Annotated in this window: 13 protein-coding genes; 5 read left to right on the top strand and 8 right to left on the bottom strand. The window is 44.0% G+C overall.

What is annotated here, in order from left to right; translation table 11 throughout:
• Positions 1-14 precede the first annotated feature (14 nt).
• A complete protein-coding gene (hutI, locus tag IW644_RS17800) occupies positions 15-1,292 on the top strand; it encodes an imidazolonepropionase (RefSeq protein ID WP_269918753.1) in 1,278 nt (425 codons plus the stop codon).
• Positions 1,285-2,253: a formimidoylglutamase gene (hutG, locus tag IW644_RS17795; RefSeq protein ID WP_269918721.1), complete on the top strand. Its 969-nt coding sequence runs from the start codon at positions 1,285-1,287 to the stop codon at positions 2,251-2,253. Before hutI ends, hutG begins: the two co-directional genes overlap by 8 nt.
• 18 nt (positions 2,254-2,271) lie before the next feature.
• Here hutG and sstT read toward each other — a convergent pair whose 3' ends face one another.
• From sstT to IW644_RS17770, 5 genes are all read right to left on the bottom strand, one after another.
• Positions 2,272-3,492, bottom strand: coding sequence for a serine/threonine transporter SstT (gene sstT, locus IW644_RS17790; RefSeq protein WP_269918720.1), 1,221 nt, complete (start codon positions 3,490-3,492; stop codon positions 2,272-2,274).
• A 115-nt stretch (positions 3,493-3,607) separates the two neighbouring features.
• Positions 3,608-5,029 (bottom strand): S41 family peptidase, encoded by a 1,422-nt coding sequence (locus IW644_RS17785; RefSeq protein WP_269918719.1) that lies wholly within the window; start codon positions 5,027-5,029, stop codon positions 3,608-3,610.
• 124 nt (positions 5,030-5,153) lie between these two features.
• Entirely contained in the window at positions 5,154-8,891 is a 3,738-nt protein-coding gene (locus tag IW644_RS17780; protein WP_269918718.1) for an AAA family ATPase, read from the bottom strand.
• A 4-nt stretch (positions 8,892-8,895) separates the two neighbouring features.
• A complete protein-coding gene (gene sbcD / locus IW644_RS17775) occupies positions 8,896-10,434 on the bottom strand; it encodes an exonuclease subunit SbcD (RefSeq protein ID WP_269918717.1) in 1,539 nt (512 codons plus the stop codon).
• 260 nt (positions 10,435-10,694) lie between these two features.
• On the bottom strand, positions 10,695-11,987 hold the full coding sequence (locus IW644_RS17770; protein ID WP_269918716.1) for a TMEM143 family protein: 1,293 nt from the start codon (positions 11,985-11,987) through the stop codon (positions 10,695-10,697).
• A 208-nt stretch (positions 11,988-12,195) separates the two neighbouring features.
• On the opposite strand from IW644_RS17770, the gene IW644_RS17765 reads away from it, so the two are divergent.
• Positions 12,196-13,494 (top strand): PAS domain-containing methyl-accepting chemotaxis protein, encoded by a 1,299-nt coding sequence (locus tag IW644_RS17765; protein ID WP_269918715.1) that lies wholly within the window; start codon positions 12,196-12,198, stop codon positions 13,492-13,494.
• A 119-nt stretch (positions 13,495-13,613) separates the two neighbouring features.
• On the opposite strand, the gene IW644_RS17760 is transcribed toward IW644_RS17765, so the two are convergent.
• Complete coding sequence (locus tag IW644_RS17760) at positions 13,614-13,937, bottom strand: DUF3718 domain-containing protein (protein ID WP_179982493.1); 324 nt, start codon at positions 13,935-13,937, stop codon at positions 13,614-13,616.
• A gap of 328 nt (positions 13,938-14,265) precedes the next feature.
• On the opposite strand from IW644_RS17760, the gene IW644_RS17755 reads away from it, so the two are divergent.
• Both IW644_RS17755 and IW644_RS17750 read left to right on the top strand, forming a co-directional pair.
• Complete coding sequence (locus IW644_RS17755) at positions 14,266-14,862, top strand: YigZ family protein (RefSeq protein WP_269918714.1); 597 nt, start codon at positions 14,266-14,268, stop codon at positions 14,860-14,862.
• A gap of 168 nt (positions 14,863-15,030) precedes the next feature.
• On the top strand, positions 15,031-15,570 hold the full coding sequence (locus tag IW644_RS17750) for a hypothetical protein (RefSeq protein ID WP_269918713.1): 540 nt from the start codon (positions 15,031-15,033) through the stop codon (positions 15,568-15,570).
• A 144-nt stretch (positions 15,571-15,714) separates the two neighbouring features.
• Here the strand turns inward: IW644_RS17750 and IW644_RS17745 are convergent, their stop codons facing one another.
• Together IW644_RS17745 and IW644_RS17740 are read right to left on the bottom strand one after the other, a co-directional pair.
• Positions 15,715-16,251 carry a redoxin domain-containing protein gene (locus tag IW644_RS17745; protein ID WP_269918712.1) on the bottom strand — a complete coding sequence of 179 codons (537 nt, stop codon included), beginning with the start codon at positions 16,249-16,251 and terminating at the stop codon, positions 15,715-15,717.
• 244 nt (positions 16,252-16,495) lie between these two features.
• Positions 16,496-18,436: a M1 family metallopeptidase gene (locus IW644_RS17740; RefSeq protein ID WP_269918711.1), complete on the bottom strand. Its 1,941-nt coding sequence runs from the start codon at positions 18,434-18,436 to the stop codon at positions 16,496-16,498.
• Positions 18,437-18,575: the final 139 nt, after the last annotated feature.

Here is an 18,575-nt window from a genome sequence, read left to right as displayed (position 1 = left end):
AGGTGGAGCACATTATGGGTTATCAGTACGACACGCTTATTTACAATGTTCGCATAGCATCTATGCAAAACAATGGGTTGCCTTATGGCGAATTACCTTCACATGCCATTGCCCTAAAGGACGGGAAAATTGCTGCACTAATTCCCTGCGACAATTCACTGAGCGAAGTGCTTAAGCAAGCCAAAAACGTACTTGATGCCACTACGCTTATTTCTCAAGATGAAGATGAAGGTGAAGATGAAGGAGCAAACGCTAAACACCCATGGTTATTGCCTGGATTCATCGACTGTCATACTCATCTAGTGTACGGCGGTAACCGCGCTGAAGAGTTTGAGATGCGTTTGCAGGGCGCAAGTTACGTTGATATAGCCCAGCGAGGCGGCGGCATTAAAGGTACAGTGGAAAAAACACGATGTGCTGATGAGCGCACTTTGCGTAATACCGCTATAAAGCGAGCAAAGCGACTATGCGAAGAAGGTGTTACCACCATTGAAGTAAAATCAGGATACGGATTAGACTTAGACACTGAAGCGCGCATGTTGCGTGTGGCTAAATCTCTTGAACAACACCTTCCTGTTAGCATTCAAACCACTTATTTAGGCGCTCACGCCCTACCGAATGAATTTACTGAGGACCCAGACGGGTATATTGATTTTATTTGCAACCAGGCACTCCCTTATATTGCTTCGCAAAACTTGGCTGACGCCGTTGATGTATTTTGTGAAACCATCGGCTTTTCTACTTCACAAACAGAACGTGTATTTTCCAGTGCACAAAAGCATGGCCTGCCAATTAAAGCTCATGTAGAGCAGCTTAGCGACAGTAAAGGTGCTGTTCTGGCGGCTAAATACGGTGCACTATCAGTAGATCACATCGAATACTTAGCTGACAGCGATATCCCCTTACTTGCCCAAAGTGGTACCGTTGCCGTATTGCTTCCGGGCGCGTTTTATTATCTAAGTGAAGTGCAAAAGCCGCCGGTAAATGCACTTAGGGCCCACAATGTTCCAATGGCGATTGCGACAGACTTTAACCCTGGCAGTTCACCGTTAGCCTCTATACTTACCGCGATGAATATGAGTTGCGTGTTGTTTCAGTTAACCCCAGAAGAAGCGCTTCGCGGTGCTACGGTACACGCGGCGAGCGCACTCGGGCTACAAGACCGAGGTATTATCGATGTAGGAAGGCTGGCAGACTTCACCTTATGGGATGTCGAAACCCCCGCAGAGCTTGCCTACTGTATTAATGGCCACCGCCCTATTGCTGTGTACAAGGAGGGGAAACATGTTTAGGTGGCAGGGCAGAATAGACAGCGAAGATGGTGCTGGAGGCTTGCGCTGGCATCAAAAAGTTAACGAAATTGAGGATGGTGAAGATAGCGCCTTGACCAATACCATTACTCTTGTTGGTTTTGAAAGTGACTTGGGTGTGGCATTTAACAAAGGCCGCGTAGGTGCAGCCGCGGGCCCAAATGCTATTCGCCAAGCACTTGCAAACTTGCCCTGGCACTGGCCAAGTGCATCATTAGCTGACTTAGGAAATGTTACCGCCAAGGAGAACTTAGCCCAAGCACAAACCCAATATGCCGACGCCATTTGTTATGCGCTCAAGCAAAGTGATGGATTGGTCATTGGGCTGGGAGGGGGACATGAAATTGCTTGGGGTAGCTATCAAGGCGTTTTCAATGCTAAGCCTAAAACGTCTCGCATTGGTATTATTAATTTCGACGCCCATTTTGATTTAAGAAAACCTTCTCCCAACACCAGTTCAGGTACGCCGTTCAGGCAAGTGTATGAGCACTGCCAGTTACACGAGACACCGTTTCATTACGCTTGTTTGGGCGTATCAAAAGCAGCCAATACTCAAGCACTATTTAACTTTGCCAACATGTCTAACACGCGCTATTTAAGCGACGTGGCATTAAGTGATGAATCGCTCTGTATGCAGCGAATAGATGAGTTGCTATCTCCCATGTTAAAAGACATCGATGAGCTTTATGTCACCGTATGTTTAGATGCATTTCCAGCAGCACAAGCACCTGGTGTTAGTGCTCCCAGTGCATTAGGGATTTCTCCGGCTCTTGTTATTAACACGCTACACTTTTTAGCACAGCACCAACTTACTTATGGATACCGATGGAGATTGTGTGACGTTGCGGAAATGAACCCGAATTATGATATTGATAGCCGTACAGCAAAGCTGGCTGCACGGCTAATTTTTGAAGCGGTAGATGCAATAAGTTCGCACACTTGATGCGTTGAACATTTGCGTTTACTTGCCCCCCGCTCTTTCACATGCAGCGGCGGTAAACAACACGTCAGTAGAGCTATTTAATGCGGTTTCAGCAGAGTCTTGCAATACGCCAACAATAAAGCCCACCGCGACCACCTGCATAGCCACTTCATTAGGTATATTAAACAGGCTACAGGCAAGCGGAATCAGCAATAGCGAACCGCCAGCAACACCTGAACTTCCGCATGCTGATACCGCAGCAATAACGCTTAACAGTACAGCAGTAGGGAAATCTACAGAAATACCTAAGGTGTTAACCGCAGCTAGTGTAAGTACCGTAATGGTGATCGCAGCACCAGCCATATTAATGGTGGCGCCTAACGGAATGGATACCGAGTAGGTATCTTCATCTAGCTTTAAGCGTTTGCACAGTGCCATGTTTACCGGAATATTGGCGGCAGAACTACGGGTGAAAAATGCGGTGATACCGCTTTCTTTTAAGCATTTAAACACAAGAGGATACGGATTCTTTTTCGTTGCTAAAAAGACTAACAGCGGGTTGGTTACAAGTGCGATAAATAACATTGCGCCAATGAGTACCGTTAATAAGTGGGAATAGCCAAGCAAAGCTTCGAAGCCTGTTGTAGCAATAGTGTTAGCTACCAAACCGAAAATACCAAATGGCGCAAGCCTGATAACAAAACTCACTACGGTTGTTACGCTATCTGCCATATTTTGCAGCAGTGCTTTCGTTGCCTCGCTAGCGTGTCGAAGGCCTAAGCCTAGGCCTACAGCCCAAGTAAGAATACCGATGTAGTTTCCATTTACTAACGCATTCACCGGGTTATCCACCATATTGTAAAGCAAGGTGGTAAGCACTTCCGACACCCCTTTGGGTGCAGCTTGGCTAATGTCGGAGGTCACTAAACTTAAACTTGTGGGAAAAGCAAAGCTTGCTAATACGGCAGTTAGTGCAGCCAGTAACGTACCTAATAAATACAGCACTAGTACCGGTTTGATAAAGGTTTGCTCGTTTTGTTTGTGGTTAGCAATGGACGCCATGACCAAAACAAACACTAATAGAGGCGCTATCGCTTTAAGGGCCTTTACGAATAAACTCCCCAACAGCCCTGCAGATTGAGCAGCTGAAGGTGAAAAACTCGCTATCGCAATACCACATACAATACCGATGATAATTTGCAGTACCAAACTGCCATTCATGTAGCGCTGAAACAGGCTAGGGCGTGACGTTGAATCCATAAATGTTGGTCCATTATTATTTTTGACGACGCACCATAATGTAAAACCCCACACAAATGAACCTGTTTAGCCTTAGTTACTCGCAAATTACCGCACGCTTGCCGTTTATGAGTGTTTACATGCCTTCAAGTATCTTTTGCGTATAAGACGTCCACTCGTAAATAGGAATCTCTTCGTCAATATAATAGTCTGGCTGAATGCCCACTCCATCAATGGCCATGTGGGGAATGCGCAAACTTTTGGTTAAACTGTAATGCAAGGTAAAAGCACCGCTCGGCGAATCAGTTTTATACATATTAGAGATATCGAGCACACCCGCAGTGGTCTGCCCAAACAGCTTTACTTTCTTGCTTTGTTTAGCCGCCAACAAGAACTGCTCAGCGGTGCTGCCATTACTTGAATCAACAAGTACGCCTATACCTTTTGGCAAGGGTTCAATTTTATCGAATGTCTCCACCGTTACATCTTCACCAATATTGATGTAGCTGCCAATGTGTTGCTGAAGTATGTCATATCCGTCTTTAGCCCACTGCTTTTCTTCTTCACTGAAATGAGGGTTTTGCAAAAAGCCAAGCATTCTAGAGTTGTTAAGCTGGGTTGATAAGTATTCCACGCCTACAGTGCGAATGGGATTGGTATACAAAACAGGGAGTAAAGATGCATAGCTTGCATCACTACCACCACCGTTTCCTCGGATGTCGATAATGAGGTTTTCGGTTTTTAAAATCTTGTCTAGGTGCTTAGCAATTAGCGCGTCGATATCTTTTTTGAAGGCATGGTTGAAAGACGGTATGCGAAAAAGCACTGTGTTCTCAGAAAGTTTCTCAAATAGCGGGGCTTTTGCACTAAGTAGGCGCACATAACGCGTTACTTCAGGCGATGATTCTTGTCGCGGTTCCTTACGGGACATAACAATAAAGCTGTTTCCCAGTACCACATGATTGTTACCCAAGAACATCATGTTATTTATTTGTCGTGCAGAGTGATCGCCCATAAAAAACGTTACTTTTGCGGCATTGTCGTCTTCAGGGTCGTTAACAATGAACTTTACTTGCCCTGCCTTCCATGACGGATTGGTACTTTCAACGATATAGCCTTTATGGACATTGCCTTCTTTTTTTAACGCAACCGTATAGCTGGAAAATTGCCAAATCCCCTCAAGAGACTCATCACTTTTAGTTTCTAAATGCTGTTTAAATGCTGATAAGTCGAAATCATGTACTTTCGATTCGGTTACCGTTTCGTTTGAATTATTTGTATTTAGCGCAAGACCAATATGCCCCTTGCGAAAAAACGCGAGCCAGTCGCCAAGCACCGTGTGGCATTGCGCTTCGTTTTTCGCACTTTGAACCTGATCCAAGATGGCACTATTGTGGGCGGAATAAAGGTCCGGCCCTTTTTGCTCAACAGAATATTGAAAGCCGGCATCGTTATTTTCGAACGTCTCTTTTAGCCATTCAAACTCACTTTCGCACTGAAAGGTACTACCAAACGAACAGAAAGAGGCAACAAGAGGGAATATTGCAAATCGTTTCACTATTTATGATGTCCATATCTACTTTTAAGAACAATAAAGTATCATAAAACCATGATCTTGCGAGCATTTAACGCGCACATACTTGTAAGCAAACGTTTTAGCTACTAATTCCTAAGCGGTGAGTTCACCCCACCGCATAAGGTTTTTCTAGTGCACTTAACCCCACACCATTGCGTTTAATTACTTTGAGCTGAGTAGGAATACGCTCTTTCATGGCTTCAATATGGCTTATCACGCCAATCATTTTTCCGCTGGCATTTAAGTTGTCTAGTGCATCAAGGGCCACATCTAACGTTTCTGCATCAAGGGTGCCAAAGCCTTCATCTAAAAACAGTGAATCGATACTGGTTTTGTGGCTGACTAGGTCAGATAACGCTAAAGCTAGCGCAAGGCTTACCAAAAAGCTTTCTCCGCCAGATAGGGTTTTGGTATCTCGTACAACGTCACCTTGCCAGGTGTCCAATACACTCAAACCCAACCCTTCGTTTTCTTTTCGCATTACCTGATAACGACCGTGTAATTTATCAAGCTGCTTATTTGCAAGCTGCACTAAGTTGTCTAACGTAAGCCCTTGGGCAAACCGTCTGAATTTGTCGCCGCTTGCCGAACCAATTAGCGAGTGCAAGTAAGTAATATCGTCGTAATAGGCATCGAATGCAGCCATCTCTTCTACAAGCTGCAACTGCTTTTCACGGGCTTGATTGTTAGCGTTTAGCTGCTGTTCAATTTGCCCTAAGGAAGATAACAGGGTGTCTCGCTGCTGTGCTTGTTGAGATATTTTCGTATCAAGCCACTGTAAACCATGTTCTTCTAACTCGCGCTGCCACTGCGCTGCATTAGCATTCGCTGTTAGCGATTGCCGCGTAGTCAGCACGTTTTCTAGCTTTAAGTCTGCTTGTTGTTTTTGCTGCGTTAATCGCTTTTGCAATTCAAGCAAGGTGTTGCGGGTATCTTCGTCTAAAAGCGCACTGATGAACGCTTGCTCGTCGGTAAATGGGCTGCTCGCCAACTGACGGTTAAAGTGCTCTATTGCCTCTTTAAGCGCCAGCTCTTTTTCGATCAGTTGTTCGTTAAGCTGGGCAATTTCTGCTTCTAAACGAGACAAAATAGTGTCCGTTTGTTGCAGGCGAGATTTGCATTCATTTACGTTTCGCTCAGCCTTTTCTTGGGCGGCGTTTGCTTTATCCCTTGTTTCAGCAATATTGCCCTCAGGGAATACGGTTGTGCGCGAATCTCGCAGCGCCTTCAGACTGCTATCTAATTGCACAAGCTCTTCAGTTACGCCCTTTAGCTGGTTGCCAGCGCTTTCCATATCGCGGTTAAGCACAAGCAAGTTACTACTCACCTTTTGCAGCTCATCTTTAAGTTTGGCGTGCAGTTGATGATTGTGTTTATAAGTCTTAAGCGCTTCGGCTTTCTCATTTAACCACGTAGCGATACCATCAATAGACAGATTGTGAACTTCAGCATTGTGCGATGCCATGCTCTCACGAAGCGTTGCAATGCTATCGTTAACCACTTTGGTTTTATCCGCCAACTCTGCATTGCGTAAAGTGTATTGCTTATCCAAGGTTTCGCGCTGCTGCAAAGAAACTGCAAGTTCTGACTGCTTGGTTTGTAACGCTTGCTTTGCTTCGTTTTTGCTCTGCACTGCGGCATTGAGGGCTTGCTCGCATTGCTCTATACGCGCTAACTGTGCGCTAATGTCATCAAGTCGGGTTTTAAACTGCTCGGTGAATTGGGCTACGCTTTGCGATGTTTTAATGTCAACGTTTTCAAAGCTAGGTATATCAGCGCTAAGTACGCTTGAAATCTGCTGCCACTTTTCTAGCAGCGTATCTCGTTGCCCGCTTGCCTGTTCTAGCTGCTTATTAACCTGAGCAAGCGTGAATTCAGTGTGTGTAACGCTTTCTTTTGCCCGCGCCCCTTGCTGCTCAATATCATCTAACTGCTGCTTTAAGCTATCTCGCTTTTGAATAGTTTCAGGCACATCAATTTCCACGCTTGACGTGGTATGTTCGTTAGCACCACATACGGGGCATGGCTCGCCACTTTTTAGCTGGGCGCGCAGGTGTGCAACTTCAGCATCTAGAGCGATAAGCGCCTCTATGTCTTTTAAATTACTGCGAGTTTGCTTGTAAGCATCAACCAAGGCTTGGCGCTCAGTTTGCTGCTTAGCTAGTTGCTTCGCCAAGTCTTCCTTCTGCACACTCAGCGATATTTTATCTTGCTCTAGTGCCAAATATTGCTGTTGAATATGCCCTATCTGTAACACGTTATCCCAATGATGAAGCTTGGTATCGCGTTCTTGCTGAAGACTCGCTTTGCTGGTTGCATTAGCACTATTAGTATCAGTTGTTTTGTCAGATAGAGCAGCCTGAAGTGCCTTTTCACACTTGGCAACTTGCGCGTTTTTGTCATCGAACGTCTGCGTTAATGTTTTTAACGATTGATTCGTCTTTGTAATAGCTTCATCAAGTGACGAAAGCGCGTGGCGATCATCTTCTGCCCGTTGTTTAACTGTCGCTAATTGCTGCTGTTCACTTTCAATATGCCGCGCCGTTTCACTCCAGCCACTTATAAATTCCGCTATACCGCTAAGTGAATGATGTTCACGTAAGTAGGTTTCCAGTTCACCGAGCTTAGTCTTGTTATCTGCCGAAGCGTTTTCTATTTCTGTGCGCTTTAGCGTTAACGCGTTTATTGACTGCCTTAAACGTGCCGCGCTTTCGTTTGCTTTTTGCTGTTCAGTAGTCAGCTGCGCTATTTGGTTATCTAGCGGAACCACCTGCTCGTTTATGCGCTTTTCAAGCTCACTGCCTTGTTGCTTTGTAAGAACTAACGCTTGTTCAGCGTTAGTCACTTCTAGGCTGAGCTGTTCTTTTTGCGTTTTTAAATCTGGAAGCTGAGCTGCTTTCTCATTCAGCCTTTCTTTATAACGGGTTACGTCTTGCTGAAGGGCGTTTTTTTGCAAAAAAGGCAAACGAAGCTTTTCAGCGGGCTCACTTTGGGTTAGAAGATCAAGCTCTTGTTTCGCCTCATCAATGGCGTTATCAGCAGCGATCTGGGCTTCTTTCGCCTCTTTAAGCGCGTGTTCATTTGTGTTGAATGATTGTTGCCACTGCTGTTGTTGCTGTAATTCAGCAAGTGTTTGGTTGAAAGCTGAAACTTGGCTCTTGGTTTGTACTTGCTCTTCTTCAAGCTGGGTGATTTGCTCGTCGCTAAGCAAGGTTACGCCTTCCAGCTTTATCGCAAACTCTTTTTTCTTTTGTTTAGCCTCGCTAAATTGCTGATGTACTGCCTGTGAAATTTGGCCATAGATTTCCGTACCAGTTAGCTCTTCAAGCAGCTCGGCTCGGTCGCCTTCATTAGCATTTAGAAAAGCTGCAAAGTCGCCTTGCGACAACATCATAGACTTGGTGAAGCGAGCAAAGTTAAGGCCTGTTAGCTTTTCAATTTCTTCACTTTTCGGCCTAACTTGGCTAGCCAATACTTTGCCGCTTTCTACTTCGGCAAGCTCGACATCGGCGCTTTGCAGGTTACCGTCAACTTTCCCTCTGGCCCGGCGCATACTCCAAAACGCACGATATGCTTTACCCTTAATATCAAACTCAACCTCCGCCAAACACTCTGCCGTGCCGCGGGTCATGATATCGTTGTTTGACGTTGAAATTGGTCCCAAGCGAGGGGTTTGGTGATAAAGCGCTAAACAAATGGCATCAAGCAGCGTGGTTTTACCCGCCCCGGTTGGGCCTGTGATAGCAAACAGCCCGTTGTCGATAAACGGCGATTGAGTGAAATCTATCTTCCACTCCCCTTTTAGGGCGTTTAGGTTTTTAAGGCGTAAGGTCAATATTCTCATTGTACTATTCGCCCTTCCAATTGTGAGCTTGCTCTGGCTCTGCCTTGCCTATGCCTGCTGTTGCAGTATGGCTTCCATTTTGCGGCGATGCTCCAGCGCTGGTTTTACCTACAGACCCTATTAGTGACGCTTCACCTGATAAATCGGCATCCTCATCATTGGTATGCACCAGCTCTACCGCTTCATTAAATAGCTGCCTTATTCGGTTTATGCGTGAACAGCTTTTCTCTGACTCTACTTCTTCTGTTTCGCCGGCGTTCTGTTCAGAATCTGTAAGGGTATCTTCCGTCGTTTCGCTTGCTGAGTATTCTTCTATGCTCTCTAATGCCAAACGCGCTTCAAATACATCGGTTACCGACAGTTCGCTAAGCTGTACATTTTGCTTTTCCTTTAAGCTATTTACCGTGCGCTTACGCTTGCGTTTCAACTGCAAGATTTCAGCGTTTTTCCCCTCTAACAAGCCTTGGATACGCTGCTGCAAATCAGTCAGGTAGTCTTCTGTTTCAACTTCAATGCACAACCACACGGGGTTTCTAAAGCCATAAGGTTCTGAACTTTCGTTTTGCTCTTCGCTCGCTCGAGAAGCTTGTGCTATGGCGTCGCTTTCATTAATAGCTGCCTCAATCGCTTTTAAATCGCCTTTTATGACTTCCATCGCTTGAAAGCGTGGAACTGGAAGGGTTGAAATTGTGGGCGTAGTGCTTTCACATTCAAACGAGACTAGCACCACTTGTTTTTGTGTATTCAGTTCGTCAAAGCTAAGCGGTATGGGAGAGCCTGAATAGCGAATGTGTTCAGTTTTTGCTACCTTTTGTGGCCTGTGAATATGTCCCAACGCGATGTAATCAGCTGGCGGAAACCCTTTGGCATCAAAGCCTTCAAGAGTGCCAATGTAGATATCTCGAACACTCTCCGACTGACTCACGCCTAGAGCGGTTAAGTGCCCTGTAGCGATAATAGGAATGGCTGCGCTATTTTCGCTGCCCTTTTCTACATGCTTTTCTTCTATTGAGGCACGTAATGACAAGGCCTCATTATAAAGTGAGGCATAATGTTGCTTTATCGCATCGCCCAGCGCTTGACGTTTGTCAGTGGCGCTTTGCCCTGCTTCACTGACTAGCACATCACGTGGGCGAATAAAGGGTACGGCACACAATACGGCACCGGGCAGCCCCTTGCGATCATTCAGCGTGATGACTTGTTCGCTTATTTCGCCATAGGTACTGGCTATTACGTGGCTATTAAGATATTTCAGTAGCGCCTTACTTTCGTTCAATACCGATACTGAATCGTGATTTCCCCCCAGCACCACCAATGTACACTGCATGCCCTGTAGTTCACCGATAAACGCATGGTAAAGCTCTCTGGCATAGCTAGGCGGCGTGCCCGTGTCGAACACATCACCCGCGACAATAATCGCATCTATTTGATGCGCTTCTACTTGTTGAAGAAGCCATGTGAGGAAGGCGGCATGTTCGTTTTTGCGGCTTTTCGTAAAAAAACTCTGACCTAAGTGCCAGTCAGACGTATGCAATATTTTCATGTAGAAGTGAACCAGGCTTGTTGCATTGGAGATAGAGAAACGCATTGGGCGCAATGACGCTGCAGCTATGGAGTGTCGATTTTGATCAACGCACCGTACAGCAACTATAGAGATTTTATGGTTTTATGACAATGGTTTGGTAACTTGGTCGCCTGTCTTGATACCTCCTTAATGCCTAGCCTGTTTAAAATGCAAACTTTGCAAAGAATACCAAACGGAAAAACCTAGCGTGCGCACTTATTAGTCGGTACAACAAACAATCAAACTGGCTGATAAATATTGTCCCAATAGTCATCAAGTATTTTCACAGCATCTTTCAGCGTTCGAGCGACAAAAACATCACCGTTTTGCTCGACCAACTGCATAGCGACCAATTTTTCAATTGCATCGGTAACGTCGAAGTCGAGAGCGCAGTTGAGTTCTTCTAAAAAGTAGGTTTCTATTGCGCTATCAAGGTTTGCTAATGTCATTCCACCAGCAGCTATTTCACTGTCTGATTGCATCTTACAAAATGCCGCAGAGCCTTCACCGGATACACGACTGCATTTCAGTAAAAAAGTATAAGCTAACAAAGCTTCTTTGCAGTCTTCTTCCTCTGCCGCGTCAATTAACGTATGAAATACACCTGCATTGTTATCTAAATTCTTAAAATAAAGATTGTCAGACAAAGCTTTCATAAAACGTATTTTTCTGTTTTTAAACTTCGTCCATTCTTTAAAGATAAAACTACCAAATACGCCCATGCCAATACCAAAGGTAATTAAGCTTTGCTTAGTTAACTCCACTTCTTCGTTTTTAAAGCCCAGCCAAAACGCCAAAAAGGACGCCATTAGAAGTAGCGACGCGCCTAATTTAGTCACCAAGACGACGGTGCCGCCTATTGCAGCCGATGCACTTATAATCAACTTATCGAGCGGGCGCATTTTTACTTCGCTATTGGGAAACAGCATTTCTAAGTCTGCTTTAGGTACATTTTGAAAAAGCTTTACTATGGTTGAGCCAGGTTTGAAGGTTACGGGGGGTTGGCCCTTATCTTTAAAGTAAGCCTCATCTTTAAAAGTGATATAAACAGCTACTTTGTCATAGTTAGTAAACGACACCTGCTTTTTACGTAGCCCGAAAAAGGTACGTACAGTTTCAGTTTTTATAGACTCGCCCCGTCGATAAAACACCACATTTTCAAAGTCATCGAAGCTTACCGCGAGACGTACTTTGAACAAGGATTCTTCATTCAGTGCAGCTTCCAAATCATTATCTGTGACTTTCTCAAAATTTGCTGCGTTTAAGAGGCTGGCAAATTCCTTGGCAAACGTTTTTTGATTCTGCTTGCGTACCCTTTCATTCGAAGGCTGCAAATCACGTGTGTCTTTATTAGGGTCGAAATGGCTATAACTGTCTTTCAACGCCTCTAGTTGTTCATGGTACTGGTAGTGTATACGACTAACTAACAACTTAGAAAAAGTGTGAAAACCTGCAGAATCGTAAGAGAGTAACCCCTCACATAGATTAGCAACATCGCGTTTACGAAAAGGAATAAATCGTTCTAATGGCATCGGGTGGTCTTATCAGTTTTATTAATTCTAGCTCAATGCGGATAGTTACTTTACTGTAATAAAAACACAACCATTCTTGGCGGAATTAAGCCCAATGGATAATGCCTAGATCATGAAACCCGCCTAATGTCTAAACGAAATATTTCTTCAACACAGATAATCTATACTACACTTATTCAAAACTATGCATATAACTTCAGGAGACGTTATGTTCGTATCAAGCTCTCGATACAATAATGACATGTCGGCTCTTAGGGATGAGAGTCAAGGTTTGCTTGGTACGCTGGATGCGTTCAAAAATAATATGGCTTATGCCATCTACAGTACAGATGGGCAGTGTACCTATGCCTCTCAAGCATTACTTTCCATTTTGAATTATCCAAACTCCACTGTAGCTTCGTTTTCCCATGCTGCAATGCGTGTGGAAGGTATTGAAACCGAGTCTCAATACAAAGCGTTTTGGCAACAACTTGTGAATGGTGGCAGTTTTAGCGACACGGTTGCAAGAAAGTCAGCACTTGGTGAAACCAAATGGCTAAAAGCAAGCTATGTTACCGTGAATAGAAACGGTAGCGTGGACATACACGCTATTTATCACGATATTACTGAGCACGAACAAGCGTACTTTGAAGGTAAAGCAGTCACTGATGCACTAAACAAATCAATGGCAGTTATCGAGTTTGAACCAGACGGCACAATCATCACGGCGAATGAAAACTTCACTGCCACAGTAAAATACAGTTTGTCTGACATTCAGGGCAAACACCACCGCATGTTTTGTAAAGATAAATTTTATCAAGATAATCCCAATTTCTGGGATAACCTTGCTCGCGGCAACTTCTCTTCAGGTCAATTCGAACGCGTCGATGCTAACGGTAATACGTTGTGGTTAGAAGCAACGTACAACCCTGTTTTCGATGCCTCAGGTCGCGTTACTAAAGTTATTAAATTTGCTTCAAATATTACCGACGCAGTGAACGAAAAACATGCCATTGCTCAAGCGGCAGAGTTAGCGGTATCAACAGCAGAAGAAACCTCGCAGATTGCTGCTGATGGTGCCTCTTCCTTACAGCGCAGCGTAGAGACTTTCGACGCTGCTCTTTCAGAAGTTGAAGAAACCAATCTACTCATGCACGAGCTCAGTGAACAGTCGCTTAAGATTGAAACCATTGTTACGACCATTAGTGGTATTGCAGAGCAAACCAACCTGTTAGCGTTAAATGCGGCGATTGAAGCAGCACGAGCTGGCGATCAAGGCAGAGGTTTTGCCGTGGTTGCAGATGAAGTTAGACAGCTTGCACAACGCACTAGCGACTCGACGGTGGAAATAGAAAGCGTGGTTGCAGAGAACAGGAAACTTGCAGACAAGTCTACGAAGAAGATGGCCGGAGTAAAAGATAGCGTGGACCAAAACAGTCAGCAAATTGCGCAAGTTCAAAGCATAATTGATGAAATTCAAAAAGGTGCGTTGAATGTATCGGAAACGGTTTCGGGTATATTGCGTTAAGAAACGTTGGTGAGAAATACAAAGGGGCTATTGATATTCAATAGCCCCTTTCTTGTTAAGTCTCGATGGTATTTACTTTTTTAAGTCTATTAATTGCGCAATAACTTACCTCGACAGTACTATTTATTGTATTCGACACTGGCGATATGCTGCTGGTGAATATTCAGGTATTTTTTAATACTATCTGCGTTATTACCGTACTGATCGACGAATGCAGAGACTGTTAATCCGTTACATGTCATTTCTTTTGCAACGTACTTTTTGCCTAATGCTGAGTCTTTTATTTGATTGTGCAACTTCAATACGTTGCCCGAAGCCGCCGTTACGCAAAGGTTAGACGTTACCGAGTCGTCAGTAGGAGTAAATTTTACGGAAGCAAAAGCACTTCCAGTGAAAAGTGTTGTAAGAGTAATGATAGCAATAGCAGTGGTACGTGATTTCATAGCATAATTTCCTTTTGGAGACGAAGTTACCTTGTTGTGGCATTACGTCTTAGCCACATTCACAACTAACATTGCTATTACAAACACTAGGCCAAAATTGTAAAATCAATAAAATTCATACACTTATAGACGAACAAGAATTTACCGAGTCGTTTTGACCATAAAATAAAAACCACAGTTCTAGATAATTCACCAAATAGTAGTATTTTTGACCACTTCGAGTAGTAAGCAATATTCAAAAGTCAAAAATCCCCTTTACTTATCGATAAAATCATCAACCTGACTTATTTGACTTAAATAAAAAACTGTCTTCGCTTACAATGCGCCGATGACTTATCCCGTTCCCGCTAAGCAGGTTGAAACACTGTACGAAATTAAAAAAAGTAAATTCATTGCGTGTGCTGGCTTTGCCAACTCTCGTGAAAGTGCAATGGCATTTTTGGAAAGTGTTAAACAGCAGTACCCCGACGCCAGACACCACTGCTGGGCCTATATCTTTGGAAACCCTAACTCACCAAGTAGTGCGGCCATGGCTGATGACGGCGAACCTAGCGGCACAGCAGGAAAACCCATATTAAATGTACTTCAACACAAAGATATTGGCGATATCATGATCATTGTTACCCGATATTTTGGTGGTGTTAAGTTAGGTGCAGGAGGCTTAGTTAGAGCCTATTCCGCAGCGGCGCAACAAGCGATAGATGCCTTAGAAACCAGAGAAGAATTACGTTTAGAGACTCTATATGTAACCATCGACTTTAAACACGAACAGTTTGTACGTCATCTTACTGAGCAAGCAATAGGCACAATAGCGTCGTGCAATTACAGCAGCAGTGTATTTATGGAAATAAAACTTCCTAGCGTTGAGGTCGAACACTTCAAGCAGAAGCTAGCTTCGGTCGCTTTAACAGTTAAAAGTGTTTAGGTAATAACTCCACTTACTGTTTAAAGATAATATATTTTTTTAGTTTATAACTTTTACTAAGACTAGACATACCTCAATCAACTAAAGGTTAAGCTACAGTTCATATAAAACGGTGTATCGTAACATCTTCCAAATTTGGGTTACAGAAGCGTTAAAGAGGATGTAGACATGCAAAAACATTTAGCAATTATTTTTATCGCCATAAGCTTTATTGGGCTAGCGTCAACAGCAGCGATGGCTCAAGAACCAAAGTATCAAGAAGAAATTGAGCACGAGCGTGAAGCCGAAAAAGAGCGTCTGAAAGCAGAACGGGAGGCACGTAAAGAAGCCATTAAGGATCAACGTGAAGCCGAGAAAGAGCGTTTGAAAAACGAACGTGAGGCGCGTAAAGAAGCCATTAAGGATCAACGTGAAGCCGAGAAAGAGCGTTTGAAAAACGAACGTGAGGCGCGTAGAGAAGCAATAAAGGATCAACGTGAAGCCGAGAAAGAGCGTTTGAAAAACGAACGTGAGGCGCGTAGAGAAGCGATAAAAGATCAGCGTGAAGCCGAGAAAGAGCGTTTGAAAAACGAACGTGAGGCGCGTAGAGAAGCGATAAAAGATCAGCGTGAAGCTGAAAAAGAATACTTAAAAAACGAACGTGAGGCGCGTAAAGAGGCTTTAAAGCAACAGCGTGATGCTGATAAAGAGCGGATGAAGAAAGTTTAAAGCAATGATATGAAGAAAAAGCGCTACCAGTGAGATAAAACAGTCAATTTTTCTTCCGAAAGATAAAGAGAGTAAATTTAATAAGACTAATTTTCTCGTTTAACCAGAGTTAGGCAACATATACCCAACTCTGGTTTTTCATATTTAGCTTTTGTACGTACCGCGAATAGGGTAATTATTCTCAGGGTTGCGAATAAACTCTAGTCCAGATACTAGTTGCTCTAGATCAGGGCGAACAAAAGGCGCATTAGCAATTTCAGCAATATGAATTTCGTTATCACCGTTAAGCACAAACAATGCTGGTTCTGCAAAATTATGATCCGTTTCTTTTTCTGAACGTGGCTCAGAAATATACAGACCTAGCTTTTCCATATCACTTTGCGACAATCCGTATGCAATAGGAAAGTTTATCGACAAATCGTCTAAATGCTCTTCAAGCTGCGCTTTACTGTCGCCGCTTACAGCAACAACATCAATATTAAGCTCGCGTAGTCGACCCGTAAAATCTTCAAGTTTGTTTAAGTATTTGGTGCAAATCGGGCAGTGCTTACCACGATAGACAACCACCATCTTCCAGTCACATCCTTCGCCCTTGTCAGCTAGCGATATAGTTTCGCCAGTTGATAGCGTTGCCTTTACTTCAGGAAAAGTAGTAGCTGGGTGCATCTTTTGTGTATACATAAAAACTCCTTAACGATTAATTCAAATCCTTCAGCGTGCGGCTAGCAAATAAGCAGCTCAGCTGCACTTGAACTACACTAGGTAAACGGCACTAGGTAACGTTAGTACGCTTGTCTTAACTTTAAGATCGCCTTTTTGAACAATCGTTCAATTTTTATATATGAGTTTTACTCTTAGTAGAAATAAAAAAGCAGCGCCTAATGCGCTGCTTTAATTGTTACTAACTTAACAGAACGACTGATGATCAATTCACATAGCCTTCATTCGCTTTCACCGTAAGTGGGTGGTAGCCCGATTTGGCTTCTTCAAAAGCGCGCTTTGCAAACGCTTTGCCTTCTGGCGTTTTCGAAAGCTCTCGATAAAGCGGCTTAACCAGTTTATTTCGACCAATCGAAACCAGGTAACTATACAAACGTTCAAACGCAGGCTGATAGTTATTTTCTACCGCGATCATCAACCAGCTATGCGCAATTTCGTTGTTTTTCGTCGAGGTTAATGAAAATGCTGAATCAAGTTCAGCTAGCTGAGCTTTGCTTAACGTTTCAGGCATGTTGTTTAAGAAATATAACCACTCATGTACAGTCCACTGTGCTGTTTCAATATCCGCGGCTTTCACATCGCCTGAAAGCCACGCGCTTCGTGTTTCATCGATTTTAGTGAAAGCATCAGATTCTGGCTGCGGTGCGCCTTTTGGAATACCAGGCTCAAAGATCCAAGTATGAATTCGCTCTGCGTCTAGCTTATCTGGGTACTGCTTCAATAACGTATCGTCTAAGTAGGCGATAAATGTATCGGTGGTAATACTCTTAAAAGCAAAGTCTTTGAAGTATTGCATTAAAAATGCGTCAAAGTTTTCGCGACCAATCTTTTTTTCAATTTCACGTAGGAAAAGAGCGCCTTTTTCGTAGGGAATATTGGAGAAAACGTCGTCTGGGTTACGGCCTCGAAGATCGATGGCAAGGATTTCATCATTCTCATCTAGGGCTGCAATATCGTTCTCTAAATCTTGATAACCCAGCACGGCTTCTTTCTTGAAGCGATCATGGCCGTAGATCATCTCCATAATGCGGTAGGTTAAATAGGTCGTGAAGCCTTCGTTTAACCAAAGGTCGCGCCATGTAGCATTAGTAACGGTGTTACCAGACCAGCTGTGTGCCAGTTCGTGAGCTATTAACGACACCAAGCTCTTATCACCTGCGATAACCGTCGGCGTGATGAACGACAAACGAGGGTTTTCCATACCGCCAAACGGGAACGACGGCGGGAGTATAAGAAGGTCGTAACGGTCCCACTGATAAGGACCATACGTTTCTTCAGTTACCTCCAACATGGCTTCGGTATCTTCAAATTCTTTTGCGGCGCTTTCAAGAAGGGCGGGCTCTGCATACACACCCGTACGCTCCCCCATGGCTTTAAATTTCAAATCACCTATTGCTAACGCAATAAGATACGAAGGGATAGGTTGCGGCATGGTGAACTCATATTCCCCATCGCGCGCAGTGGTAGGGTCGTTCGATGCACTCATCACCGCCAATAGCGCTTCAGGTGTTTTAATGGTTGCGTCATAAGTTACCCGTACTTGTGGAGAATCTTGAAGCGGAATAAAGCTTCGCGCATGCACTGCTTGTGCTTGAGTGAACAGGAACGGGTGCTTTTTACCCGCAGTTTGCGCAGGCGTTAGCCATTGTACGCCAGACGCGTCAGGCGAGGTTGAATACGCTACCGTCACCGAGTCTGCCTCGCTAGGCAGTGTAATTCTAAGCGGCGTACCTAAATCCGCGTCCGTCTCTCCCATTTCAAAGGGAACACTTTCACCTTCAACGGTTACACTTTTAATGTCTAGAGCGCGGGTATCTAGGATTAGTGTATTGTTTTCAGGCTTTGTGCGCTTTATATCAAGAGTTACGTCACCAACAAGCTGCTTGGTCTCAAAGTTAGCGGTTAAATTTAGGTTTAAGTGGGTAACCTTGACTTCACTTGGGTTCGCAAATGAGTGGTAATCTACGCCAGAAGCAATGGCTGCATCAGCCCGTTTTTCCACATTCGCATTCTCGTCTGTAGCGTTTGCGCTTACATTAGCGGCTTGTTGTTTTGCTTCTGTTGCTGTGTCTACATTGCTATTGTCACTGCACGCGAATAACGCAGGCGCGCACAAGAACGTAGCCAGTAATCCGTACTTTTTCATATAACTTCCTAAAGAATGATTGATACTAAATTAGTGTATCAAGCTGTTATATGACTGGCGAATCTAATTCAATAAGCACGCCCGCTGCGGCGGGCGTTATTATCTGTGTTTATTCGCCTTAACATCTAAACCAATTGAA

This window comes from Alteromonas sp. PRIM-21 (assembly GCF_027563165.1).
Lineage (GTDB): Bacteria > Pseudomonadota > Gammaproteobacteria > Enterobacterales > Alteromonadaceae > Alteromonas > Alteromonas macleodii_A.
The sequence above is the reverse complement of the archived record's forward strand: the minus strand, read 5'-3'. Positions and strand labels throughout refer to the sequence as shown.